This window comes from Paenibacillus pabuli NBRC 13638 (genome assembly GCF_001514495.1).
Classification (GTDB): Bacteria; Bacillota; Bacilli; order Paenibacillales; family Paenibacillaceae; genus Paenibacillus; species Paenibacillus pabuli.
This window is the reverse complement of record NZ_BCNM01000007.1, coordinates 204,575-230,247: the sequence shown is the minus strand read 5'-3', so window position 1 is coordinate 230,247 and position 25,673 is coordinate 204,575. Positions and strand designations below refer to the sequence as shown.

The window sequence follows — 25,673 nt, the reverse complement described above, 5'->3', positions numbered from 1 at the left end:
AATCTCAGGTATGATGTACAGTCAGTATATCAATTCCCGCCGCAATAGGAGATAGGCTGAACCGTGTAAAATTTGCCCTAATCCAAGGTGGAGTCCCAGTGAATACAGGTAGACGATGGGCAGCATCTGTTTCTTCGATTAAATCGCATGCGTGCGTGCTCGTATCCGGTTGAAAGCTCACCAAAAATCCCCGCTGATGTTCAGACGGGGACTTCGCTGTGTGTGCAATCATCTACAGGGATGGTTTATGAATTGAATGGTACATGAGATAAGTGCTGGTGCTTGATCATGCTAGTTGCAATTGAACAATTAAGGTTGTTGCACACTGTCGTCTTGCGCTTTATTTTCGAAGATCAAAATGGTTTTGCTGCTTCCGATATAACCAACCGTTGTATTGAATTGCTCCGAAATAAAACGTACCGGAACAAACGCCTTACCATCCTTCAACAACAGGGGGGCATCGTTCATTGCAAGCGTATCGTTTACAACCACATGGTTGTTGCCCACCGTCCACCGAATCAATGTATCCTTCTGCGCAATCTGAACCTCCTGTGTATCGGGATTCCAGTTCACGGTGGCGTTCAACTGCTCGGAGACAAATCGGAGCGGTACATAGGTCCGTCCCTCATCGATAAAAGGCGCAGCCTCCAGCGCATAAGCACGATCCCCGACGTAGGCCGTTGTGGACCCTTCAATAAGCCGCTGGAAATGGCCCTGTGGAGTACGTTTCTGCTCCCGCACATTCATTTGGTTTAGGAGCCGCATCGTGTCACTGCCGTTCGCAACATCCAGATAATTATTTTGCACCGTAAGTCCGGCAGGTTCTGGTTCCGAGATCGAAGTCTGGGTGCCGGAGGATAAGGAGGTGGAAGCCGAGATGTCCGTTATGGTATTTGTAGTTGCAGAGCTATTTCTTGTAAAAGTAAAACCCGCAATTGGGGTCAGATCCCACACCCGGTTATTAGACAGTTTCAGTACTTCCAGCTTGGATAGCTGTCGTAATGGTTTCAGATCGTAGATCTGATTGGACTCCGCATTCAGTTCTTTCAACCTTACCAGGCCTTCCAGAGGTGCCAGGTGCTGAACCTGATTCCCGGAGAAGTCCAGTGTCCGCAGACGCGTCATATGCTCCAGAGGCATCAGATCGGAAATCTGATTGCCTGCCACATTCAGCTTCAGAAGTGTATTTGGCAGATCAGCCAGTGCATCCAGTGTGCGAATGTGATTGTTAGCCACGTTGAGCTGGTAAAGCTTCCTTTTATCTCCCAGCGGTGTCAGGTCCGTTAGCGCATTGTTAGAGATTTCGAGCCATTGCAGATCATCTGCATCAGCCAGTGCGGAGAGACTGGTAATCTGGTTCCCGCTGGCGTGAAACGTATGTAGTCTGGTGAATCCACGTACAACGTCTATGGAAGAAATGGAATTGTTGCTGATATACAGCCGTCCCAGGTCTTTCAGTTCAACCAATGCATCAATGGATGTAATGTAATTATTGCGAACGTCAACCTCGCGAAGCTGAGTCAGATGCTCCAGCGGTGTCAGATCGTCAATCTCATTACCATATAACCGGAGGTGTGTCAGATTCGTGGCGTATTCCAGACCAGACAGGCTTTGAATGCCTGCATTGCTCAGATCCACGACGTTCAGCTGCTCCAGGTCGGAGGGGGTTAGAGGGGCATCTAACGGTTTGTTCAGAATCAGCTTCAGTCCGTTCTCCAGTGCAGGATCTTCAATAATTCCTTCACCCAGGTCTGTCGTGGTATAGGCCATCGCTTGCCCGGCCGCCCCGAGACTCAGAATGAAGACTAGAACTAGTAGAGTCATTCTTCTCATTGCATGCTTTCCCTCCGATTCCGATTTTGAGATTATAAAATACTCCGAACAGATTGGTTTTCTTTCGATGATATATAAGGTAAGTACAAGATTTACACGATAACGGAGAGAGCAGAAAAAACCTGAAGAAGCGAAGCGGTCGCCTTTATCACCGGATTTCTCCCTTTGGTAAAAAGGAATCAAAGAATAAAAACACATCTATAGTTATTAACCCATCAATGGGCAAAAGGAACAAGAAGTTCATAACGAGTACATAAACATCTATCTCTATTCTATATGATATAAACCTTACACTGCACTTTTCCAGCCATCCTTTTCAAAAAATATGGTACAACTTTCCCGTAAACTATTCAACATGAGGGCAGTTAGGGTATAGATGAAGTAAAGAATGCCATTTGGAGGAGAAGATGCAGGTATGCGTCAAGCCATGATCATTAGCAATCCATCGTCAGGCAAGGAAGAGGCTAAGCAATATATGTCGCAAGTTCAAGAAATTCTTGAATCACAGCAGTATGAAGTAGTGGTCAACGAGACGACCGGAGAAGGTGATGCGACAAACTTCTGTCTGAGTGCCTGCAAAGAGGGTTGTGACCTCGTGATTTCCATCGGAGGGGACGGGACCTTGCATGAGACGATTAACGGTATGATGGATCAGGAACATCGTCCCAGACTGGGGGTGGTGCCGCTGGGTACGGTGAATGATTTTGCGCGTGCGCTGAATATCTCGCTTGATCCGGAGGTAGCCATTCGGCAGTTGTGTTCGGAGCAGACCCATAGAGTGGATTTGGGCGAAATTAATGATCGTCTGTTTGCCAATGTGGTGGCAGCCGGTTCATTGGCAGAGGCGTTGTTCTCGGTATCGTCGGAAGAAAAGTCAAGGCTGGGTTCATTCGCTTATCTGAAAGAAGGCCTGAAAGACCTGATGAATACACCCGCCAAGCCACTAGCTATTGAATATGACGGGCAGTCCTGGGAGGGGAAATCTCCCCTTTTTCTCGCAGCGCTGACCAATTCGGTTGGAGGATTTGAGAAATTGTCCCCGGAAGCAGCGGTGGATGATGGATTAATTCATTGTTTTGTGATCCGCAGCATGAACGTGTTCAATACGGTTACACTCGGAACGTCCTTGCTGTTCGGCAATCTGAAGAACCATAAGGATGTGGATTATTTTACAGCAAAAGAAGTTCATGTCCGCTCCACGGAAGCCATCCGTACGAATGTAGATGGGGAGGAAGGGCCTTCCCTGCCCATTCGAATCCGTGTATTGCCTCGGCATATTGAAGTGATTGTCCCGGAAGAAATATAAGTGGGGGAGCGGAATAAAAAAACCTTCATTATTCCATATAAGAGTTCTATAATTCCATTGAAAACGATTGCAGTTATGTGTCACAATCATAGTTGGAAGACAAGTATATACCGGCAGGTAATGATGTTGGGCACAGGTATACAACAATACTATCCGAATATGGAGGGAAAGCATCTTGAGAACAATAAAACTTGGTAGCAGCGAACTTGAAGTACCCGTTGTAGCCGTTGGCTGCATGCGAATTAATTCATTAAGCAGCAAAGAAGCTGAACATTTTGTTCATTCCGCGATGGAAGCAGGCGCGAACTTCTTCGATCATGCAGATATTTACGGAAACGGATCATGTGAGGAGATCTTCGCAGACGCAGTGCAGATGAATCCCCAGGTTCGTGAAAATATGATTCTTCAGTCCAAATGCGGTATCCGCAAAGGTATGTTTGATTTCTCCAAAGAGCATATCTTGAATTCGGTGGATGGCATTCTGCAGCGCTTGAAAACCGATTACCTGGATGTTCTGCTGCTGCATCGCCCGGATACATTGGTTGAACCGGAAGAAGTGGCTGAAGCCTTTGACCAGCTGGAACGCGAAGGCAAAGTGCGTCACTTCGGGGTATCCAACCAGAATCCGAACCAGATCGAACTGTTGAAAAAATACGTTAAACAGCCACTGGTAGCCAACCAGTTGCAGTTGAGCATTACCAATACCACAATGATTGACAGCGGAATCAACGTAAATATGGAGAATGATGCTGCGGTGAACCGTGACGGCAGCATACTCGATTATTGCCGCCTGCACGATATCACGATTCAACCATGGTCCCCGTTCCAATACGGATTCTTCGAAGGTGTATTCCTGGGCAGCGATAAATTCCCGGAACTGAATGCAAAGATCGATGAGATTGCGGCTAAATATGAAGTAAGCAACACGACCATCGCCATTGCCTGGTTGCTGCGTCACCCTGCACATATGCAGCCAGTGACAGGTACGATGAATATTCAGCGTTTGCAGGATTGCATCAAAGCGGGCGAGGTTCACCTTACACGCCAGGAATGGTACGAAATTTACCGTGCGGCTGGTAATGTGCTGCCTTAAACCGAAATCGATATATAGCAGTTAGCTCTGCTATATTGCATGTAAAACACGAGCGCATATGCCGCTCGTGTTTTTATTTTATCCTTTATTTGATGCTTATTCGTTCCCGGTATAAAATAAGGATAGGGACTCTGTTTTAACAAAAAGGATTTTTTTGTAATTAATACAAATTAGTTGAATTTATCTTATTGACCCTTGCTTAATTATTACATATAATTACTTTTGCATACCGTTAATCCTGTTTATGGTTTTTATTTTGGAGGGTGGTGTTAGTTTGGAGCCGACAACCACGATACGCGATCATTTAGAGAGTTATCTGAAGCGTGAGCAGATGTCCATTAGTCTTTTTTCGGAAACGTCAGGAATTAACTCAGGTACACTGAGTAATATTTTGAACAAGAATCGTCCGATTGCAATGCAGCAGCTAGATCGAATCACTTCAGCTATGAGACTTGAAGAAGGTTACTTCTATGAATTGTACATAGATGAGTGTTTTGTCCATGCTACCCCTGACTGGCGAAGACTGGGTCCATTCCTTCATCGTTGTGCTGAGTTGAATAAATTGAACTGTATTGAAGAAGTTATTCGGTTAATGATGGATAATCTTTCTTATATTCCTTTGTTGTTTGATCTGGCTGAAGAATTCTACCATGCAGGTAAATTCGAACCAGCCGTTCTACTATATGAAACGATAGCCGAAAGTGAGAAAATGCAGCACTCCGAACGGCTTGCCCTGTGTCAGTATCGACTTTTCCGGCTGGGGCTGACCAATGATCAGCAAAGAAACCTGATTATTGCCGCTCAATTCGAATACTATGTGGACCGTCTGGATGAACGTTACCAGCTGGATGCTCTGAACGAATTGATTAATGCCTTTGGTGCACTGCACAGATGGAATAAAGTTCAGGAGCTGTCCGAGAAGTTAAAAGTGAAAGCGACCATCCATTATGAGTTGAATGGGAGAAGAAAACAGGAAGAAACAAAAAGACCAATTGTTTTCTACATTTTGTATTCCTATTTAGCTTCAGGAAGTGCGTGTTATCAACTTAAAGATTATCAAGGCGCGCTTAAATATGTTTCTTTGTATACGGACAACAGTTGGGTCAAGAATCCCGATAAAGATGAAATAGTTGTCATGAATCAGTTTCAGGAATGGGCTGAGGGCAACCGCTATATATATCAATTAATGGGCGGACAGTTTGAAGTTCTGCCCGAGTATCTGAATTACATCTCAACCAAGGAAAATGAGATATTTCCCGCACTTTGTGATATTGTGACTGCCGCGATTCGTTATGATGAGAATATTGATGATGTTCTCGAACAATATGGATCCTACTTTACGTACCAAGAACAAAGTAACCGGATTGGAAAGGTCAGCAGGCAGGTTACTGATGATCGATATCTACGTCTTTTAGCGGATTTGGGTGCATATTATCTAAAGAAAGACGAGTATTCCACAGGAATAAGATTTGTTCTGGATAGTTTAAGATTCTCTATTGAAATTAGCAGTGGACGAGGTATGCTTAGAGGTGTCGGACTGTTTGAGCAGTATAGGGAGTTTGCAACTGAGACGGCGAAACAGCAATACAAAATGATCATTAGTGAGGTGCAGAAACTCAATGAAGAGAAAGTTGGCTTTGCTGATAGCTACATGTAGTATTGTTATTTACATTGTAGCTCCTGCTACGGAACCTGTCTCAAGCAAGGAAGTTCCAGACCCCGCAATTATGAGAACTGCTGATCACGGATTCGGAACTTAAAAGAATTGGTAAGGGACGCCTCTGAATATTCATTCAGAGGCGTCTTTTTTGCGTCTGGTGGAAGAAAAAGTATGTCGTACCCCTTGCGTCCTATCGATTGGCATAATAAACTAAAATATGACAAAAAGGAGGGGTATTATGGATTGCCTGGAGTTGATGTCACAGATCGAAGAGGCCAGACAACAGCTTCATCGCTTGCAGTCAGAATACGACAGTCTGCTTCATCCTGAAGTGATCCAGCAATCTGTAGTGCTAGACGGCCTTATTAATCAATACAATCGAGCCAAAATACAAAATTTGATCAATTAATGCATCACCTATTTACAATTTCGTTTCTGTATACTATAGTTAGTCACATGAGTAACTAACCGACTAACTAATTAACCAAGAATGAAAGTTGGAATCGCATGAAATCGACTTTGGATGAATCTCAGCCCATTTTTCATCAGATCGCGATGATGATTATGGATGACATTGTGGACGGCAGATTAAAGGTGGAGGAACAGGTCCCCTCAACCAATGAACTGTCTCGCTTTTACAATATCAATCCAGCCACGGCGCGAAAAGGACTTCAATCGCTCGTAGACAAAGGCATTATATACAAACAGCGGGGTGTTGGAATGTTTGTTGCGAAGGGAGCGAGGGAAGCATTGCTTGTTGAACGAAAGCAGCATTTTTACGAAGAGTTTATTAAACCTTTACTTGAAGAGGCCAGACGCATTCACATGAATGAGGACATGATTGTTGATTTGATCCGAGGCAAGAAGGATAAGGAGAGTGAATTATGATTCAGATCGAGCAAGTTAACTATAGCTATCAAGAAACACCCGTTTTGAACAACGTGACTTTGCATGAGAGCGAGCCAATTATTAGTGCACTGTGGGGAAGGAATGGTGCTGGTAAAACAACCCTGATGAGTCTGCTCGCAGGCCATAATCGGCCAGATGCTGGTACCATCCAGGTGATGGGCCAGAACCCCTACAACAATTTGGCTGCGCAGGAGAACCTGTGTTATATCCAGGAGAATCATCCCCTGGGTAGAAATTGGACGATCACCGACATGGTTCGATTCGGCCAATACTTCCACCCTCAGTGGAATCAGACCTTCGCGGAGCAATTAATCGATATGTTCGAGTTACCAGAGAAGAAGAAGATCATCAAATTCTCAAAAGGCATGAAGACCGCCGCCCAGATGGTACTGGGTCTTGCCAGTAATGCAAGGGTAACGATTCTGGATGAGCCCACCAATGGACTTGATGCCGAGAAGCGCAAATATTTCTACAATGCTTTATTGGAGACTTATGAAGATAACCCGCGTCTGATTCTAATCTCAAGCCATCATATTGAGGAGATTCAGCCTTTATGTGAATCCCTTATTGTTCTCCAAGCAGGGAAAGTGTTGTTTAATCAGTCGATGGAAGAGATGCGCGAAAAAGGAGTTCTTCTAACAGGGAGAATTGACGATGTTAATCGTGTCACAGCAGATGTTAAGGTCATCGAGTCTTCCCAAATGGGATCGACTGTGAAGGTGATGATTGATGAGCCTTACTCGAAAATGTGGAAGGACATCGCTCATGCGCAAGGGCTTTCTATTGAGAAGGCGACATTACAAGATTATTTGATTAACAGGACCCGTAATCAAGAGGGGGTTAAGCGATGAACGCAACGAAAGGCACGAATCGGCTAATTTTGGATGATATGCGCTGGTATTTGATTATTTTTTCATCGATTACAATCATGCTTACCGTTGTCTATTTGGCCATTGGATTCATATTTGATGTGACGTATACTACTCAACTATTTGGCCCAATGTACGGAGGCATCTGTGCTTATGCAATCGCGGGGATCATCACATTGTTTCCGGTTGCAATTGGTCTGGGAAGTACACGGATTCAGTTCATGAAATCATTCTATATCATGTCGGTATGGATGGTCGTAGGAACAATTGCGATACTGAATGTCATCTATCTCATTATGCATCTTCTCCATAAATATGGATCACTCAGTGTAATCTTTTATCAACCAGGCATGCTGTATTCAAGCGAATATCATTTTATTTCCTACCTATGGCTAGATCTGATGATTGGTTTTCTGGTGATGGGATTATCCGCCTTTTCAACCGTATGTTGGATTCGATTGGGGATGCGCAATTTTTTCGTCCTGTTCTTTGGGGTTAGCCTGATCATCACGCTGGTAATTGTTCTATCCGATCTGAGTATGTGGGTACAGTGGTTCACGAATGTCAATCTCATCGTATTGTTCACCGCGTTGGGAGCCATCGGAGGTGCTCTGCTCCTAAGCACCTACCCCATGATGAAGAATGCACCGCTTACTATGAAAGGTAGAAAAGACTGACGGGAAACGGTTAGGAAGCCGAACAACGATTCAGTAAGAACAAAAAACACGAGTGCGAATACGCCTCGTGTTTTTTACATCACCCTTGGTGAATCTTTGTACATCCAAAATGAATTGGGTTGAGTTAAGCCTGGGCCTGTGGCTTGAATCCTTCATCTTTGAGATACTCGCCAGCTTCGCTGCGAGTTTCGAAAGCCATATCCAGATGAAGACCGGAATACACATACCACATGTCATCTTCATATTTTAAAGTAAGTGTATGTCCATCCTCATCGATCCATGTTCCGCCACCAGTAGAGGTTGTAGCTAATGTAGGAGCCGTTTTTGCTGGTTCTGGTTCTTTTGATTCTACTGCGTTGGGATTGGTTGACATCGCTTTAATTGTTTCATCTAACAATGTGCGAAGGTCTGCTTCAGAGTAATCACGAATATTGACGAATCCTTTATCATTGGTCTCATAGTGGGGCAGCAGCCCTGCATAGATATAACCGTTACCGTTAGGGTGAATATGGAAAGCAACAATTTTTTTCTCATACGCACTGTCTTCGTAGTGGAAATTAACACGTCCGAGAGAAACATCTTTGCGTTGCAGTTGGGGATAGGATTGCAGTACTTCAAGCTTTTGTTCCACGTTAAGCATATTTGCCTCCTGTTAGTGTTGGGTAGTGGTGATTATAACATAGGTGAAAGGAATAAGTATCAAAAAACAGGCGCAGTCTAGCACCTGTTTGAGGATTCATATCATAGATGATCGCTTTATAATAGAAGCTTTTATTGAAAATCGTGAGAAATCACGCCTCCCACTGGGGGAAATGAGAAGCGAGCCTTTCTGTTATTTTCCAGATAGAATACTTCGCCCGAGCTCTTTCAAGTGTTCCATAGCTTGCAGATAAGGATAAGGCCCGTAGCTTACGCGTGCAACACCCAGCAAGGCTAATTGTTTCGGTGAAAGCTCAGGGGATGTAACCATCACGTTAACCGGAAGCAATGAACGTTCACACAATTCCTGAATCAGTTGTTGATTCTGTAGGCCTGGAACGAACAGGCCACTGGCACCAGCTTCTGCATAAGCCTTGGAACGAATCAGCGCTTCTTCCAGGAGAGCATGATTGTGTCGTTCAGGTGCATTTTGCAAAAAGATATCTGTGCGGGCGTTAATGAACAGTGGAATGCCTGCCTGTTCCGCAGCTTCCCGGGCAGCCGACAGTCTCAGACATTGCTCATCCATAGAATACAGTCCCACACCAGCGGGAAGCTGATCCTCGATATTGATTCCTACCGCACCGTGATGGATTACTTGGCTCACATTTCCCTTCACTTCTGACGCAAACCTGCCATACCCTCCCTCAATATCGATCGTTACAGGCAAATCCACGCTCGCTGTAATCCGGGCCAGATTGTCCAGAACCAGCTGGAATGGCATCGCTTCGCCATCCTGTTCACCATGAGCGGCTGCTACAGACCAACTTCCGGTAGCGATCGCTGTGGCTCCAGCAGATTGGATGGCGAGTGCACTCCCGGCATCCCATACATTGACCAGCACCAATGGTTTCCCTTTCATATGGGATTGGTGAAAACTCGCTGCTTTTTCTTGTAAGGTACTCATAAGGTTGATCTCCTCCGTTATATCATGCCATTTGCTTTGCAATACTTGCTTGGTGTTTTTTACCTCTTGGGTTATTCAGCTGCCACCTTGCTTCTCGTGAGTTAAAAGCCAATTTTTGCGTGTCAGGCCTCCCCCGTATCCACCCAGTTCACCACTGGCATTGATCACACGATGACAGGGGATGACAATGGCCAGCTGATTGGCTCCGTTGGCCTGTGCTACCGCTCGACATGCCGTTGGTTTACCCAGTGCATTCGCAACATCCTGATACGACCCCGTCTCCCCCGGCGGGATCGCAATCAGCTGCTCCCAGACGCTTTTCTGAAATGGTGTTCCTAAACAGAACAACGGGGTGCGAAAGGAAGTTAATGTCCCTTCGAAATACTGGGCAAGTTCCCGTTCAATTGAACGAATCGGCTCTGTAATCCCAGGTACAATGGCCGACTTCGTCCGTTTACGCAATCGTTCCACCTCACGCTCCAGACCTCTGCGATCCACAAATTCGAGCAGATACAATGCTTTCTCATCAGCCACAGCCATCATGGGTCCAAGACGGGTGTCGATCCAGGACGCCTTCAATACATGTTCTTCATCCACTTGTGTAGGCGCTGCGCCCATGATTCGCGAGAAGGCATCCCGGAATCCGCTGCCGGATTCGTAACCGGTGGATAGCTGGGCATCAATGACCTTGCGACCAGAGCGAATATTCTTCAGGGCCAGTCCCATGCGACGGGCACGAGCATACTCAACAAAGGTCATGCCGAATCGCTTCTTGAATTGACGTCTGGCGGTGGATTCGTCGATGGATAACGCCTTGAAATCCTGGCCCTTCCAACGTTTCTCCGGATTGTTCTCCACGGCCTCCACCAATACGCGTACCACATCAGATACCTGATTGGGATGAGATAACGGGCGGCAGCGCTGGCAAGGGCGGTATGAAGCAAGCAATGCCTGCTGTGCCGTCTCGTAGAATTCACAGTTTTCGAATTTTGGCTTCCGGGCGGGACATGTAGGCCGGCAGAATACACCTGTCGTCTTGACCCCGACATAGAATAAACCTTCGTATTCCGAATCCTTGGCAACCAGAGCATGGTAATATTGTTCTTTCCGTTCGGCAGAAATCATTGGGCGCACGTCCTTATTTCAGTAGAATTGATCCTTGTTGATATTATAAAAAAACGATGCACAGGGCATCGCCGAAAATCAGGCATGAATATTTTTATTTAAACCATGCTTCCTTATTATTGGTTCGTCCAGTCCAGTTTACCAGAAAGATCCCCAGGAATATGCATAGCCCGCCCATATAGACGTAATCCCGAATGACTTCGCCCAGAAGCAGCCAGCCGGATAAGACACCGATTGCCCCACCTGCGGCAAAACAACTTTTTAAAGGATAATGTTCACTATTTGACAGGGCGAAAAAAATATCTGATCTAAGCGATGCCATTAATGCCTTGAAGAATGAAATACAAAAAACGTAAAGCGGTGATTTTATGTTGGCCGAACTTTTAGTACAAGCACAGCAACACCACGCTCAGGAGGCACGATACCAGCGAATTGAAATAAAATTTGGAGCGTGGTTGTAAAAAAAGAGACTCATTTCTCTTTATATATATGTGAAGGCAATACGGCATTACAGAAAACTTGGGAATGGTTGTTCTGGCTATGATTCCTCCTTATTGCTCTCATAACTAATAAAAATAAATTTAGGAGTGATTTATTATGGCAAATCTAGGCACTGGTGGAGCAGACCTTATCAAATCCCATGAGGGATTTTCCTTGAAATTTTATGGAGATCCTTATGGGTATCCAACCGTTGGATGGGGACATCTGATAACAGATACTAAAACATATACCAAAAATACAACAGGTAATCCAAATGATTCTCTTCTAACCCAAGCACAAGCTAATGCTCTATCAAGCTCTTTAAATCTAGGTTATACTTCACCAATTTCTCAATCTCAGGCAAATACATTTTTTACTAATGATACTGCAAAGGCTGTAACGGCAGTAAATAAATTGGTACTTCCTACAGGTATGTCTTTTACACAATCTCAGTTTGATGCACTTGTTTCACTCACTTTTAATGGAGGTCCTGGGGTGCTAACAACCCCAGATGTAAAAAATCTGCTTGCATACAAGCTAATATATTCATCTTTTCAAGGCCCACGTTCAAAAGAAGAAAACGATAATTGTTCAAAATTAGTCAGCAAGGCATTTTCATATGATAGAAATTTACAAAGACGAAGAAATGAAGAAGCAACTTTATTTTGTAAAGGCATGGGTTATACTCACAAATACCCAGTCTATACACTATAGTTTAATCGGTTTACGGCATAAACAAGAAAGGTCAGCCTAAAGAGGCTGACCTTTCTTGTTTTAAGAATATAACCTTAATTCATTTAATCAGTAATTTTTTTGAGCTCAAAAATAGTTGCCTCTGATAACAAGATAAGCCTATCGTTATTAACAGCTAAAAAGCTTAAACCTACAGGTATGCTCATTTTTGTAGAAGGGTCACTTATATCTATTGCCTTTACCTTATCATTTATATTTAAGTCTGGAATTTGAATTTTATACAATCTATAAAAAGAGGTAGAGTTATAGCATGTCGCTATATTCTGATATAATGGATTTTTTAGTTCATATTGATATTTCTTATAGTTTTTTAGTCCTTTTGATGAAAAAAAGTCTTTATCGATTACAATTTCATCTCCAATAAATTTTTGCCCTGTTGGATATTCGGAAGCATCATTATATGAATTTGCAAATCCTAGAAGCTTCTCAACTTTCCAATTTCCATAGAAATATTTTTCAGTTTCACTATCCAAGCTTATACGGTCTACAGTACAATCATCGGATGTGTTTTTTTGAATAATAGCCTCCTGAGTTTCAGGTTTAGGCTCACTAGAAGTATTTGGATGTGATGTCTTTTCAACATTTCCACAAGCCGATGCTAGCATCAACATGATCATCATACAAGCCAATATTGTTTTTTTCATATCTCACACTCCTACTATAAAATTATGTTTTCGAATGTTTACTCGCTTGATAACTGAGTTAATCCCCGTATGGATTAAAATCTCCTGTTCCATCGTTTTTTATATCACCATGTGCTAAAAATTATATCAGAGCAATTTAAGTGATGAATGACATAAAATTAACATTATTTATGAATAAGGTTAACTTTATGTTATCTAAATCACAATCAGCCATTTCCAATAAAGCCCTGGACAGAGTCATGAGCTTCATCCCCCGTTAATTCGAATTGAAGTGGGTTTCAGAGCGCATCAACTACGGCATGAATTTTGGTGCTTAGTCCTCCGCGGGAACGTCCGATCGCTTGCTTTGCCCCTTTTGCGCCTGATCCATGCTGGTGAACACGCACAATCGATAAAATAATCGAGTTATCTTATAACTCATTTACATAATATGGAGCTTAATGTGAGACGATATGGTGTAGTAATTACTATAAGAAGGTGCTGATTCGAAAGTACTCTTTGGATGATTGCATAATGCTTGTTACTTTAGAGGAATATGGAGGGAGTTCCAACGATGAATATCAATACAAATAAATCTATACTCTGGGTGTCTGCTCTATGTATCCTGCTGTTGACCAGTGCATGTGGAGCGAAAAACAACAATGAGTCCGTACAGGAACATGCCTATCCGCAATCGAAGCAGCCCATAGAGGAAGCGGGAAAGAGTTCCGTTCCCAATATTGAGGCGAAGAATAACAATAACCAGGCGAACGAGATTGGGAATGAAGGCAAGCCTACGGCCCAATCGGAATCTTCCGCTGATGCGGAAGGACAGGTCATGATCGTAATTGACCAGACGGATAAGCCGTCGGAAGGCAACCGTTTTGATTTTGCGATAAAACAAATTCCGGAGGGGTACGCTTTATCTGAGATGCGCTGGACGTCCAACACGGTAACGATTGTGAATTCCTACCAGGAAGCGGTTGAGCATGGCGCGAATGGAAAAGAAGGATTTTATATCAGTGGTGACGGACAATTCTCCGGATTTATCTATTCGGATGAGATGAAGGGTGAACGGGGCAAAGCCACATTTGTCTTTACCAATGAAGAGGGGAACGAAGTCACCTCGGAGAAGGAAATTAAATTAAAATAGTCAGACAGATTAAGCCTTATGCTGTGTCTTCCGGTGATTCCAATGGAGAAAGCATAAAATAGACGCGCTGTGGTTGTGTCTACACTCTTTCGATAAATGAGTAAAAGCAGCCGTCAAGGCTGCTTTTTATGGATGATGGCGCAAGCTCATACTTTGGTCTATCGACTGAGTGTGTCCGCACCTCTCCTACATGAAGTCAAAGAAATAACGCACCACGTGGAACATGACTGGAGAGGTGTACGTCAGGCTGTCGACCCGGCTCAGGTAGCTTTTTTTCAATGCATCGAGCTTATTGTCATCCCCGATTAACAAATCCCGCTTCAGAACAGAAACCGTCAGACTGCCGAAGAACCCAGCCAGAGCAATTAACACACCGATGAAAAGCGCGAAACGTGCATCAAACGGAGTCAGGTAAGGATGAATGAAATAAGAAGCAGCGGTGGTTACAATGAATGCACAGGCGAACCCTTCCCACGTTAAAAAAGGATTGGCGGTGGGCACCACTTTGCGTTTGCCCAGATAGAGTGAGACCAGATAATGCACGACATCATTCAACTGGGTTAACACGACCAGGAACAGGACCAGTTTTGATCCATATTCCGGTGATGCAAATGGAAAGTACGCCAGATGACTAAGTCCAAATACCATCAGCATTAATCCCCATTGCGTCGAGCTGACACTGCGCAGGAAACCAACCGTTCCCTTATTGATGAGACGGGGCAGGGGCAGCACCAGGAAGACATAGAGCGGAATAAACACAATAAACATCCCATACCATCCAATATAGATCCAGTAGAACTGAACTGGGATCGCCAAGTAGGCCCACAGAAACAGCCTGCGATCCGCTTTGCGGGTGCTGCGAATCATGGAGAAGTACTCTTTCAGCGCGAAAAAGGTGAGTACCATGAGAGAGATCAAGGAGACAATCGGATTGAAGAGGGTGGCGAGACAGAAGATGACCAACATGCCCCACCAGGTTTTGATCTTATTGCCAATACCTGAATAATCCTTGTCCGGCTGAAGCTTCGTAATGATTTTGTATACGATGTGTATGACCAATAATGCTATAAAAATAAGTGTTAGGGTAAAGAGTGAACTGCTCACGTACAATCACCTGCTTGTCCAGAAGTAAGATTCCAATATAGGGTACCTATGTTATTATGAAGGAATAGTGCGAACTTGATAAGGGGAAATTTTCGTTATGACAGATAAACGCTCGATCTATATCCTGCTTACCAATACGGGAACATTGTTTACCAAGGTGATTCAGAGTTACACCAGAGCACCATACAATCACGCATCGATCTCATTTGACAAGGAATTATCCGAGCTGTACAGTTTCGGTCGCAAGCATCCTAGCAATCCGCTAAACGGCGGGTTTGTGAAGGAAGATATTCAGACAGGTACATACAGCAAGTATCCCAACACAACATGTGTGATCTATGAGCTTCAGGTGACGGAGCGTGAAGTGGAAAAGATGAAACGCGTGCTGCATATCTTCATCCGCAGTCGCCAGAAATATATGTACAATCTGCTGGGTGTAATCGGCATTACGTTGAAGGAGCCGGTGGAGTTCAGCAACTCCTACTTTTGCTCGCAATTTGTTGCCGAGATTCTGCAGCGTTCCGGCATCAAGTTGTGGAACAAGCTGCCTGCGCTGGTGACTCCGGATGATTTTCGCCAAAGTGAACAACTGCAGCTGATATATGAAGGTAAGTTAAAGGAATACAGGCCGGGAAACGAAGATTCGGGTTCCAAGGAATAGTAAGGAGTAAACCCATGAAGCAGCCTGCCGCCACGGATGTCCGCGCAACAGGCTGTTCGGTTTGTGTAACGTTAGATCGATGGTGTGAATGAACGGTCAAAATCAACTTCGAGGGGGCGGAAGAAGATGAGAGAGACGACATTTGTACTGGCACCGGATTCATTTAAAGAGAGCATGACAGCGAAAGAAGTATGTGTGGCCATGGAAAAAGGTTTGCGTAAAGTCTACCCAACCGCGAGTTATATTCATGTACCGATGGCTGACGGAGGCGAAGGCACCGTGCAGTCACTGGTAGATGCTTCTGGCGGCGTAATCCACCAGAGAGAGGTGAGCGGGCCACTGGGGCAGCCTGTACTTGCGCAGTATGGCATTCTGGGCGATGGGTTAACGGCGGCGATTGAGATGGCATCGGCGAGCGGCATTCATCTGGTGAACAAGGAAACCCGGAACCCGCTTCGCACGTCAACCTATGGCACGGGAGAGCTGATTCGGGTGTGTCTGGATCAAGGTATTCGCAAAATCATTATTGGTATTGGTGGCAGTGCGACCAACGATGGGGGAACGGGCATGGCCGAAGCGCTTGGTGCAACGTTTCTGGATGCACACGGACAGCCGCTTGCACGCGGAGGCGGCGCACTTGATCAGTTGGCGCATATCGATGTGTCCGGCCTGGATGAGCGTTTACGGGACGTGGAGTTCATTGTCGCCTGTGACGTAACGAATCCGTTATGCGGGGAGCATGGCGCTTCGCGGGTGTTTGGGCCGCAGAAGGGAGCTACACCGGAGATGGTACAGGCGCTGGATGCGAATTTGTCCCATTATGCAGATATAGTGAAGCAGCAGCTGACCAAGGATATACGTGATGTGCCGGGTGCAGGTGCCGCGGGTGGTTTGGGCGCAGGGCTTTTGATTTTTACACAGGCTGTGCTGCGCAAAGGCGTTGAAATTGTCATTGAATACACTGGATTACGTGACAAGCTGGTACATGCGGATGTAGTATTTACGGGCGAAGGCGGCATTGATTTTCAAACGAAATTTGGCAAGACACCATACGGCGTGGCGCGGGCAGCCAAGGAAGCAGGCAAGCCGGTTATCGCCATCGCAGGTTACGTTGGTGAAGGGATAGATACGTTGTACTCTGAAGGCATTGACGCGGTGTTCGGTATTGTGCCGGGTGCGGCTGATCTGAAACGACTTCTGCGCGAAGGCCCGGAGAATGTGGAGCGTACAACCGAGAATATTGCGAGAGTGCTGAAATTGGGTCTGATCTCTTAAAATCCTGTGATGAGGTTATGAGGGTGTTAAGCGTGTAAGAGACTGAACGGTGGATGTCTACATGGATAGGAGCATTACAGTGTACTGCGCTGATGTTGAGAGCCTCCGCAGTCGTTGACATGCTACCATTGGGATAAATGAAACTGCGAAGCGTGTCCAGCAGAGTCTTAAATTTTGTGAAATGTAGGTCTCTATAATTACTCAAAGAAATAAAAATGATGAATAATGACGAAAAATATTTGAGATCCGGCCTGTTTTTCACCTACATGCCGGATCTTTTTCCGTTTATTGGAGCGAATGTTCAGAATCCGTTCAGAGTTGCGTAATACAATAGGCCTATATTTCGATAAGCGAGATGAGGGAGGAAAGCGTATATGCAGTACAGGAAAATAATTAGCATGCTGCTCATTTTAGTGTTGGTAGCTCCATGGTTGGCAGCACCAGCAGGAAAGGTAAGTGCAGAAGCATCGTATCTAGCACCAGGAAATAATGGTCTATTAACGATAAAGTATGTGAACGAGAACTCAATTGAATTGCAATGGAAGTATGCAGAATCCGGATCTTCTACCCCACCTGATGTAAATTACCAGGTTTACATATCCAACGATTCTGATCTTGAAAATATGGAAGAAATCAGGACAACATCAGGTCATCCCTACGATAATGATTGGATTAATGGTTCAGCTTCTCCAGATGGTACGTTTACGAAAATAATCACGAATTTAGTAGAAGGCGATACGTACTATTTCAATGTCGTTGTTAAAGATCGAAATTTGGAAACTGCATATCAAATGCAATCTATCGAATTCACTGTGCAGCTGAGTGAGTTGGATCAGTTCAATGATATTAAAAAAAGAAATGAGCGTGAGAACGCCAATTTCATACCAGCAGTAATTGAGTTGCTGAGTAATGAACAATTCATAGCTGCGCCTGATTTCAAATCGTTGTCTGAAGATGATCAGTCGGACATCGCAGCATTCTTGCTGGGTATTGATTCACCGACTAACGATGGATACGAAAACAAGGAGCAAGTTCAGTTTTTGGTGCAATTAGCTCTGAAAGCCCTTGAAGTGACTCGCCAAATCGGGGGGCCGAATGCAGTAGCTGCGCTAGATGACTTATATGCTAAGCAAACAGAGCGAAAACAGTATTTCGAGTATCCTGCCGCGGGAAGTCAATTCTATCATTTGGTTGACATGTATCTTGAATCATCAGCAATTGAAAAACGTATGACGGCGTATTTATATGAGTTCAGGCTCAAAAGAAGCCCTTCTATTTCACGTGTTCTGTCTTATACGGATACAGCAGTAATGGACACACCTTTAATTAATAATAAGGCGGAGACGGCAGAAGATATGTTGTCATCGTTGCAGAAGCTGCTCGAGCTTCAGTGGGACATCCAGTCATACAATACAAATAACCCGGAAAACCCGATGGAGAGCTTGTCTCTGGATATAAACAAAATGGATAACCTGACGCCAGAGGAGCAGGGGCAACTGGCTGACCACATGATAAGTTTAAGACCGAGTGGTGGATATGCAACCTATGAGGCCGTTCAGACCGCTTTTAATCAATTTTTTCCTGACAATGAAAGTGAAGCGTTGGCTGCCGTAAATGCGGCAAGAGTTAACAAAAATATAGACGCTATGCGCCTGGCTATGGAGAATCCTGATTTGGATATTACTTTACCAAATGAATACGGTTCTTTATCTAAGCAGGTCAAAGACTATGTGGCTGGGTTCCTGATCGATAATATCAAAAGGAGCTATGATAATAAGCAACAAGTTCAATATATGATTGAGCTTGCTGTCCAGGCTCAGTTGATCTGGGAGCAGACGGAATTAGGCGTACTTCAGGGTAAGTTGGACCGATTTGCACAGAAACTGTCTGAAGGACGGGACTATTTTGATGACCCTGAGACCGATATGCTTCGCCAAGTTGGGCTGCATCATCTGGAACGAAGCAAGGTGAACAAGCCTATATTTGCTTTTAAGTACCTGCATTTATTGGGAGTGGAACGAAATTCAAAACAGGCTGAAGTGGAGATCGCCGATCCGCGCTTTGTCCTTGGACTCTTATCCATACCATTCGAACCTATCGAGAATGCCACGACTATAGACCAGATGAATCAATGGCTTGAGACAACCATGAGTGAACAGTTTAATGGACATAATTTCTTTGACCAATACAAATTCAATCTTTCAGGTGAACTTGATTTATCCAAGAGAGCTGAACTCAACCCTGAAGGCAAAAAAGAACTGGCAGAATGGGTGCTTAATGAACAAGACAGCTACGAGGACGTTGGAAATCTACAATATGTAATCAACCGATTCTTTACGGCCCCGAATGTAACCGGAAATGATATCAACAACACCATAACTGGCTTGGATGACAGGATGGAGATGTCCTTTAATGGCAAACTGAATTGGATTGATGTTGCCTCCATTCAGAAATTTGATTTTAGCGGTGACAAAACCGTATGGGTTCGTTATAAAGCGATTAGTGATGAATTGCCAGGACGTGCGGTGAAGATTGTCTTCACGGCAAATGGCGATAGCAGTAACGGAAATGGTAATGGTAATGGTTCAACACCTAACCCGGGTGGAAGCACAGGCGGTGGATCGTCCACAACAGTACCAGTAACCTCCACACCGACGCTAACAACCAAGCAGGAACAGATCGTCGTGGATGTGAACGGGGTTAATGGAACTAACCTGACCAAGACGCCAATTACACGTACAACCGAGGCCAACGGTACAATTAAAGATCTCGTGAAGATGTCTGAGGCAATTGCCAAGGAATCGGTGGAAAAAGCGAAGCAATTGAACATGAATACGGCACGCATTATCATCCCTGACGCCAAAGATGCTGTTTCCGAGACACGCATTGAACTGCCAAAAGCAGCAGTGAAACAGCTGAATGATGGAGAGCTTAACCTGGAAATTTCCACAGAGAATACAATCATCTCGGTTCCAACGAAGTCGATTGCCGGATTTGACCAGGATCTGTACTTCCGTGTCGTTCCCATGAAACAGGAATCGGAGCGCAAGGAAGTGGAAGAGCGTGCGAAGAAAGAGCAGTTGATCCAACAGATCACTCCGAATTCAAACGTAAAAGTACTGGCTCGTCCGGTTGAAATTGAAACCAATATGCTAAGCCATGAAGTAACACTGACCTTGCCGCTGCGTGACAGTCTTCCCACGGATCCTACTGCTCGTCAGCAGGCGCTGGACAACCTGGCTGTGTACATTGAACACAGTGACGGTACAAAAGAGTTGATTCAAGGCAAACTGGTGAAGCTCAGCGACTCCAGTGAAGGCATTGAATTTACAGTTAACAAATTCAGCACATTCACGCTCGTTGTGGTGGACGGACTGAAAGCTTCCCAAGGCTTGCACAACCCGTATATCAACGGCTTTGGTGCTGATTTCCGTCCGGATGCATTCGTAACCCGTGCGCAAATGGCAGCGATGCTGGCTCGTAATCTGTCTGATGAAGCGAAAATCACATCTGCGAACGCTGTAAACTATACCGATGTATCGGCAGCTCATTGGGCAGCCAGTGATATTCAAAAGGCGCAATCCGCAGGCATTATGAACGGTATGAGCGCGACTCAATTTGCACCGGAAGGTACGATTACCCGCGCACAAATGGCGACCATTGCGTATCGCTGGATGCAGCAACAAAGCACAGACGTGACAAGCAGCATATCACAAGCAGCGGAAGGTGCTCGATTCACAGATGTGTCCGCCGACCTTTGGGCTTCCGATGCGATTGCCTATGTGCAATCCGCTGGCCTGATGACCGGGTATAACGATGATACATTTAAACCGGACAGCAAACTGACACGTGCTGAAGCCGTGAAAGTATTAAATGTACTGTTCAAACGGATGCCGGCAACAGGCGTAACTACGCCATCTTTTACAGACGTACCAGCAGCACACTGGGCTTATGCAGACATTGAGGCTGCGGCGCAGAAATAAAAATCAGCATATATAACTTAAAAAGGGGTGTCCAAACCATGTAAACATGGCGGGACGCCCCTCTTACTCGTCTATAGCCAGAACAAGTCTTGTGGATACATCATTGCTCACTGAGCTGCTTTTTTTAGTTTGACGAACTTTCGAGTGGAGAAGATGTAAATCTGGACTCACTCACCATTTGGATCGTGGAGCTCAGTATGCTTCCAAAGAGTGCCACTTTAATTTATACATTGACCAAATATTCGTTATATCTTCTATGAATCCTTTCGGGAACAGAGAGACCAATTTCAGCTAATTTGGCTTGTATAGTTTCAAAGAATTTTAAACAATCTTGTTTTTTGTTTTGTTCAATTAAGAATTCTAATAATAAAAACATATATTGATCATTGAATTCATCCAATTGTAGCATCATTTGTAAACAATTGAATTTGAGTAAGGAATTAACTGAGTTTGTGCTAGTGACATATTGTTCAAGTGCATGCAGTACACCCTGCTTTAACCGGAGTCTTATTTGAATAGCCCATAAGTAATCTTCCTCCACTAAATAATCTCCCTCATAGCAATTAATTAACTGTTGAATAGATTTTTCATCATGTTTTTCCCGTTCGAGCAATTGATTGAGCTCCTCATAATCACTTTCAATTTCAGCATTTAGTTGGTAGTGATTATTTACTAATTGAATCGGGTCTTGTATTCCCTTTTCTTTTAAAAGCTTTCTCAATTGATAAATGGAGGTATGTAAATTACTTGAGGCCTTTTCGAAGTCCAAATTTATCCATAACTCTTCTGAGATGATGGCATTGGACATTGGTCTTTTTTGATTAAATAATAAGAATAAAAAAAGTTCGCGTACTTTCCTTGTACGCCATTTTACTACCTCTTGCTGAGTATCAAGCAGGTAGAAACTGCCTAGAGTATGAGCGTATAAAAGGTTTTTTTTATTATTAGGGGGCGCTTTAACTTGGAATTGCGACTTTTTCTGTGCTTTTGTTAGCGCTGTAATCAACCGTTTTTCATGTACAGGCTTTAATAAATAATCGGTTGCCTCTACTTCAAAAGCATCCACTGCGAATTGCGCATGTGCTGTCACAAAAATGATTTGTAAGGATGGGTATTTTTGTAACAGTTGTCTAGCTATTTGCATACCGTGCATATCGATCATTTCGATATCTAAAAAGACAAGTTCAATGGCCTCTTTCTCCAGAAAACGAAGGGCATCTACTGCATTTGTAAATGCCCCCTTGATTGAAACCTGGAATTGTGTCAGCCGTTTAATCATAATGCTTAATACATCGATTGCCATTTTTTCATCATCAACAATAATTATGTTCATGCTCCACCACCCTCTGGTAATAAAATGACAATAGTTGTTCCCTTTCCTTCCTCGCTGTATAAACGTAAACTTGCATTTTTCATTAATTTGAATTTTTTTAATGGGTTCATAAACCCAATACGTGTGCTTTCTTCATTTATCAGCTTCTGAAGTTTTTCCTCGGGAATACCTACACCATTATCATAGATTTTAATTCGGACAAATTGCCCTTCCCGTTGAATACTTACCTCAATTGTACCGCCTGATTGTTTCTTAGAGATACCATGGAAAACAGCATTTTCAACTAATGGCTGAATGGATAGTGCTGGAATCATTAATTGAATGGATTCATCAATATCATATTTAATATTTAAACGATCAGCATAACGCATCTTTTCAATATATAAGTATGCCTTGACAAGCTCCATCTCTTCTTCAACAGAGACAAAGCTATTTCGGTAATGAACATTAAGTTTGGCACGGAAGTAGGTCGCCAGACAGTAGAGCGCTTCACGGGTGTTGTCCATATCCGTATAGCTTAACCCAATAATTGTATTCAGCGTGTTGTAGACAAAATGCGGTGTGACCTGTGAATACAAATAATTCATTTCTACTTCAATTGCGTCAATTGAAGATTGACGGACGGCTAACAGAGATTCAATACGAATAAATAGTTCATCCATTAAAATAGGTTTTTGTAAGTAATCATTTGCACCAACTTTTAAAGATAACACTAAATCAGAATGCTTCATGATCGCTGTTAAGATAATAATCGGTAATTCCAGCATATCAAATTGTTTTCGTACTCGCTTACATAGCTCATAACCTGACATTCCATTCATCATTAAATCGATTAACATACAATCTACCTGATTGGTTTTAATATAATCTACTGCATCGAAACCATTGTCTACTGCAATTACAGTATATCCCTTAAGTCTTAGTGCCTCAGCTAAAGCCTTTATATTGACATGGTTATCGTCTACCACAAGTATTTTTTTATTATTTCCTTTATAGATGAGAGGCAATTGAAGCTGTAATTCTCTAGCTCTATGCCCGGTAATTGTAGATGATTGCTCAATGCTTATCTGTTCGTCAGTGGCCAGTGGCATTGTAAATGTAAATGTAGTACCTTCTCCTACGGTACTTGAAACATAAATCTCACCTTTTAACTTTTCGACAATATTTTTAGTAATACTTAATCCCAAACCGAGCCCTTCTTTTGTATGATGATTATTTCCTTGGTAAAAGGCATCAAAGATACGATCAATAATTTGTGCCGGAATACCACAGCCTGTATCTCTTACTTGGATGACCATCTGATGTTGATGGGCATAGGCTGTCACAGCAATTTCCCCAACTTCTGTATATTTAATAGCGTTGTGCAGCAAGTTGTATAGAACCTGCTTAAAACGTAATTCATCTGTGTATATATTCGGTAATTCCGAATCAACTTCTGCAGTAACACTTACTTGATGATTCTTTGGCATCACACTGCGAATTTCCAACACGACTTCAGTAATAACAGAGGGTGGAACACTACGTGGGGCAACCCTTACTTCTCCGGTCATTTGATTAGAAGAGAACAACAAATCCTCTACTAAATGTCCTAAACGCTGAGTGACGCTATGAATTAAAATGACTTGCTCCTGTTGAGCTCGTTTTAAGGGTCCCTGTGCTCCTTCCATTAACGATTTCGATAAATTTAAAATACCGTTAAGAGGTGTGCGTAATTCATGCGAAGTGTTCAGTAAAAATACATCCTTCATTTGATTATGTGCAAGCAATTCCTCTGATAGTGCCTGGATTTTCAAAATAGCCTGGTTCGCACGGAAATTTAATAACGAAGCAAACCCGAATAATATAAGTAAAAATAATGCGAATTCTGTGTAATCTATGGGAATACCCATGATAAAGTTAAAAATGAGCAAAATGGTATAACAACAAATCGCTGAAATCACAATTAGAACATAACGAACGCCTTCTAGACGTTGTAGTGTTACTTTAATAAGAGTCCATAGATTATAGAATATGACTGGAGCCGTAACACAGATATAGGCTATTTTTCTCAGAAACAATTCCAAATCTGAAGAAGCCCTGTGATTTTGGGTAATGGGGTTATAAATACCATAAAAAACAATTACAATCCCTAGTAAAATCATAAGCAAATATATCGTTCTTCTTTTTTGTACTTGCGGGTACATCGAATGAATAAACAGTGTTAAAGCTATTAGTGCGATCGGAATAATACTGAGCTGTAAACGCAATTGATTGGCAGGTAAAATGTCAGGGAACAATAGGAAGAACACTTTTTGGTTAATAAATGACATATAAAGTCCTAATGAGATGGTAAAAAGACCAAAGAACAGTTCTTCCTTGCGTTTCCGATTCTGTAAAAATGTAAAGATATAGATGATTCCGAATACCACATGCCCAATACATACTAATGCATCAAAAAATACCTTCCAACGATATTGTTGCTGAATGGCTCCCATCGTCCCAAATTCAATAGGATAGACAATACCTGCCTGTGGGGAATTATAGTTGGTTACTTGGATAATAATATCCAGTTCTTTATGTTCGCTACGAGCAAATACGGTATATTTATCATCATTTTCGGATCCAAATTCTCTTAAAACTGTGCTTGTTTTCCCCCGCGCTCCTACTTCAACATCATTTATAAACACACGATTTGCTTGACGAATAGTCCGTATAAACAAACCGTAAAATCCCTCCGTCGTTACATGAACCCTGATATGATAGGTCCCAACGGAAATTCCCTCTTTATTGGGCTCTACGTACTCCCTCCAATGAAATGGTACATCAAGTGTGATTCGTTTATTCTGATAGCTATCCAGTTTTTCCGAAGTCGCAATTAGAACATTTGGGTAAAAGTCCCAATCGCCTTCCAGCTTAACCGGCCTTTGTAATTGCTCAGTATCTATCTTTACAATTCCATCATGTACAATTTTGGGATGGTTACTGGTAAGATAATGCCAATTGCCCAGTGAAAATACACTAACAAACAGCATGATAATACTCACAATGATTAGGATATTCCTTTTCATTATCATGCCTCCATATACGAGTGAATTATTATGATGTTCTCATCATATTGTTAATGTTTTTTTCAATCAACTCCTTTTGGAATGTTATCATACTGCGCTTGAACAAAATCTGAACAATGGATCCTATTTCAACATATGTATTCATATCAAAAAAAACCGTCGAGGTTAAGATCCTGGACGGGA

At 43.3% G+C, this 25,673-nt stretch carries 21 protein-coding genes and 1 pseudogene; 12 read left to right on the top strand and 10 right to left on the bottom strand.

All coding sequences use genetic code 11. The features are described 5' to 3' along the window. Positions 1–309 precede the first annotated feature (309 nt). Complete coding sequence (locus PPA03S_RS12105) at positions 310–1,824, bottom strand: leucine-rich repeat domain-containing protein (protein ID WP_217998935.1); 1,515 nt, start codon at positions 1,822–1,824, stop codon at positions 310–312. Between the two features lie 424 nt (positions 1,825–2,248). On the opposite strand from PPA03S_RS12105, the gene PPA03S_RS12100 reads away from it, so the two are divergent. The 7 genes from PPA03S_RS12100 to PPA03S_RS12070 all read left to right on the top strand — a co-directional run bounded on the left by PPA03S_RS12100 (position 2,249) and on the right by PPA03S_RS12070 (position 8,347). After that, positions 2,249–3,139 (top strand): diacylglycerol/lipid kinase family protein, encoded by an 891-nt coding sequence (locus PPA03S_RS12100; protein ID WP_062323117.1) that lies wholly within the window; start codon positions 2,249–2,251, stop codon positions 3,137–3,139. Positions 3,140–3,314: 175 nt separating this feature from the next. Then, on the top strand, positions 3,315–4,232 hold the full coding sequence (locus tag PPA03S_RS12090) for an aldo/keto reductase (protein ID WP_062323114.1): 918 nt from the start codon (positions 3,315–3,317) through the stop codon (positions 4,230–4,232). Between the two features lie 274 nt (positions 4,233–4,506). Beyond that, a complete protein-coding gene (locus PPA03S_RS12085; RefSeq protein WP_062323111.1) occupies positions 4,507–5,889 on the top strand; it encodes a hypothetical protein in 1,383 nt (460 codons plus the stop codon). A 241-nt stretch (positions 5,890–6,130) separates the two neighbouring features. Further along, positions 6,131–6,301, top strand: a complete 171-nt coding sequence (locus PPA03S_RS32280) for an aspartyl-phosphate phosphatase Spo0E family protein (RefSeq protein WP_082704117.1) — start codon at positions 6,131–6,133, stop codon at positions 6,299–6,301. Positions 6,302–6,399: 98 nt separating this feature from the next. Continuing rightward, the gene (locus PPA03S_RS12080) at positions 6,400–6,780 is read left to right on the top strand and encodes a GntR family transcriptional regulator (RefSeq protein ID WP_062323109.1); all 381 of its coding nucleotides are present in this window, start codon (positions 6,400–6,402) and stop codon (positions 6,778–6,780) included. After that, positions 6,777–7,652: an ATP-binding cassette domain-containing protein gene (locus tag PPA03S_RS12075; RefSeq protein ID WP_062323107.1), complete on the top strand. Its 876-nt coding sequence runs from the start codon at positions 6,777–6,779 to the stop codon at positions 7,650–7,652. Before PPA03S_RS12080 ends, PPA03S_RS12075 begins: the two co-directional genes overlap by 4 nt. Further along, positions 7,649–8,347 (top strand): hypothetical protein, encoded by a 699-nt coding sequence (locus PPA03S_RS12070; protein WP_062323105.1) that lies wholly within the window; start codon positions 7,649–7,651, stop codon positions 8,345–8,347. Before PPA03S_RS12075 ends, PPA03S_RS12070 begins: the two co-directional genes overlap by 4 nt. A 124-nt stretch (positions 8,348–8,471) precedes the next feature. Here PPA03S_RS12070 and PPA03S_RS12065 read toward each other — a convergent pair whose 3' ends face one another. The 4 genes from PPA03S_RS12065 to PPA03S_RS34365 all read right to left on the bottom strand — a co-directional run bounded on the left by PPA03S_RS12065 (position 8,472) and on the right by PPA03S_RS34365 (position 11,400). Next, a complete protein-coding gene (locus PPA03S_RS12065) occupies positions 8,472–8,987 on the bottom strand; it encodes a hypothetical protein (protein ID WP_062323103.1) in 516 nt (171 codons plus the stop codon). Positions 8,988–9,179: 192 nt separating this feature from the next. Further along, complete coding sequence (locus PPA03S_RS12060; RefSeq protein ID WP_062323101.1) at positions 9,180–9,953, bottom strand: isocitrate lyase/PEP mutase family protein; 774 nt, start codon at positions 9,951–9,953, stop codon at positions 9,180–9,182. Between the two features lie 75 nt (positions 9,954–10,028). Next, positions 10,029–11,078 (bottom strand): bifunctional transcriptional activator/DNA repair enzyme AdaA, encoded by a 1,050-nt coding sequence (locus PPA03S_RS12055; RefSeq protein ID WP_062323099.1) that lies wholly within the window; start codon positions 11,076–11,078, stop codon positions 10,029–10,031. Between the two features lie 94 nt (positions 11,079–11,172). Further along, complete coding sequence (locus PPA03S_RS34365; protein ID WP_082704116.1) at positions 11,173–11,400, bottom strand: hypothetical protein; 228 nt, start codon at positions 11,398–11,400, stop codon at positions 11,173–11,175. A 275-nt stretch (positions 11,401–11,675) separates the two neighbouring features. On the opposite strand from PPA03S_RS34365, the gene PPA03S_RS12050 reads away from it, so the two are divergent. After that, positions 11,676–12,272, top strand: a complete 597-nt coding sequence (locus tag PPA03S_RS12050) for a lysozyme (RefSeq protein WP_062323097.1) — start codon at positions 11,676–11,678, stop codon at positions 12,270–12,272. Positions 12,273–12,355: 83 nt separating this feature from the next. On the opposite strand, the gene PPA03S_RS12045 is transcribed toward PPA03S_RS12050, so the two are convergent. Both PPA03S_RS12045 and PPA03S_RS32825 read right to left on the bottom strand, forming a co-directional pair. Next, on the bottom strand, positions 12,356–12,955 hold the full coding sequence (locus PPA03S_RS12045; RefSeq protein ID WP_062323095.1) for a hypothetical protein: 600 nt from the start codon (positions 12,953–12,955) through the stop codon (positions 12,356–12,358). Between the two features lie 281 nt (positions 12,956–13,236). Next, a pseudogene (locus PPA03S_RS32825) lies at positions 13,237–13,347 on the bottom strand (IS5/IS1182 family transposase); the annotation flags it as partial. A 161-nt stretch (positions 13,348–13,508) separates the two neighbouring features. Between PPA03S_RS32825 and PPA03S_RS12040 the strand changes: the two are divergent. After that, positions 13,509–14,087, top strand: a complete 579-nt coding sequence (locus tag PPA03S_RS12040; protein WP_062323094.1) for a hypothetical protein — start codon at positions 13,509–13,511, stop codon at positions 14,085–14,087. 186 nt (positions 14,088–14,273) lie between these two features. On the opposite strand, the gene PPA03S_RS12035 is transcribed toward PPA03S_RS12040, so the two are convergent. Next, positions 14,274–15,191: a phosphatidate cytidylyltransferase gene (locus PPA03S_RS12035; protein ID WP_062323091.1), complete on the bottom strand. Its 918-nt coding sequence runs from the start codon at positions 15,189–15,191 to the stop codon at positions 14,274–14,276. Positions 15,192–15,288: 97 nt separating this feature from the next. Here PPA03S_RS12035 and PPA03S_RS12030 point away from each other — a divergent pair, with 97 nt between their 5' ends. The 3 genes from PPA03S_RS12030 (at position 15,289) to PPA03S_RS12020 (ending at position 21,110) form a co-directional block, all read left to right on the top strand. Beyond that, positions 15,289–15,852, top strand: coding sequence for a hypothetical protein (locus PPA03S_RS12030; protein WP_062323089.1), 564 nt, complete (start codon positions 15,289–15,291; stop codon positions 15,850–15,852). Between the two features lie 126 nt (positions 15,853–15,978). Beyond that, positions 15,979–17,127, top strand: a complete 1,149-nt coding sequence (locus PPA03S_RS12025) for a glycerate kinase family protein (RefSeq protein WP_062323087.1) — start codon at positions 15,979–15,981, stop codon at positions 17,125–17,127. Positions 17,128–17,501: 374 nt separating this feature from the next. Continuing rightward, the gene (locus PPA03S_RS12020; RefSeq protein WP_062323085.1) at positions 17,502–21,110 is read left to right on the top strand and encodes an S-layer homology domain-containing protein; all 3,609 of its coding nucleotides are present in this window, start codon (positions 17,502–17,504) and stop codon (positions 21,108–21,110) included. Positions 21,111–21,333: 223 nt separating this feature from the next. Here the strand turns inward: PPA03S_RS12020 and PPA03S_RS12015 are convergent, their stop codons facing one another. Together PPA03S_RS12015 and PPA03S_RS12010 are read right to left on the bottom strand one after the other, a co-directional pair. After that, entirely contained in the window at positions 21,334–22,443 is a 1,110-nt protein-coding gene (locus PPA03S_RS12015) for a response regulator (RefSeq protein WP_062323083.1), read from the bottom strand. Next, positions 22,440–25,466 (bottom strand): sensor histidine kinase, encoded by a 3,027-nt coding sequence (locus PPA03S_RS12010; protein WP_245683580.1) that lies wholly within the window; start codon positions 25,464–25,466, stop codon positions 22,440–22,442. Before PPA03S_RS12010 ends, PPA03S_RS12015 begins: the two co-directional genes overlap by 4 nt. Between the last annotated feature and the right edge of the window lie 207 nt (positions 25,467–25,673).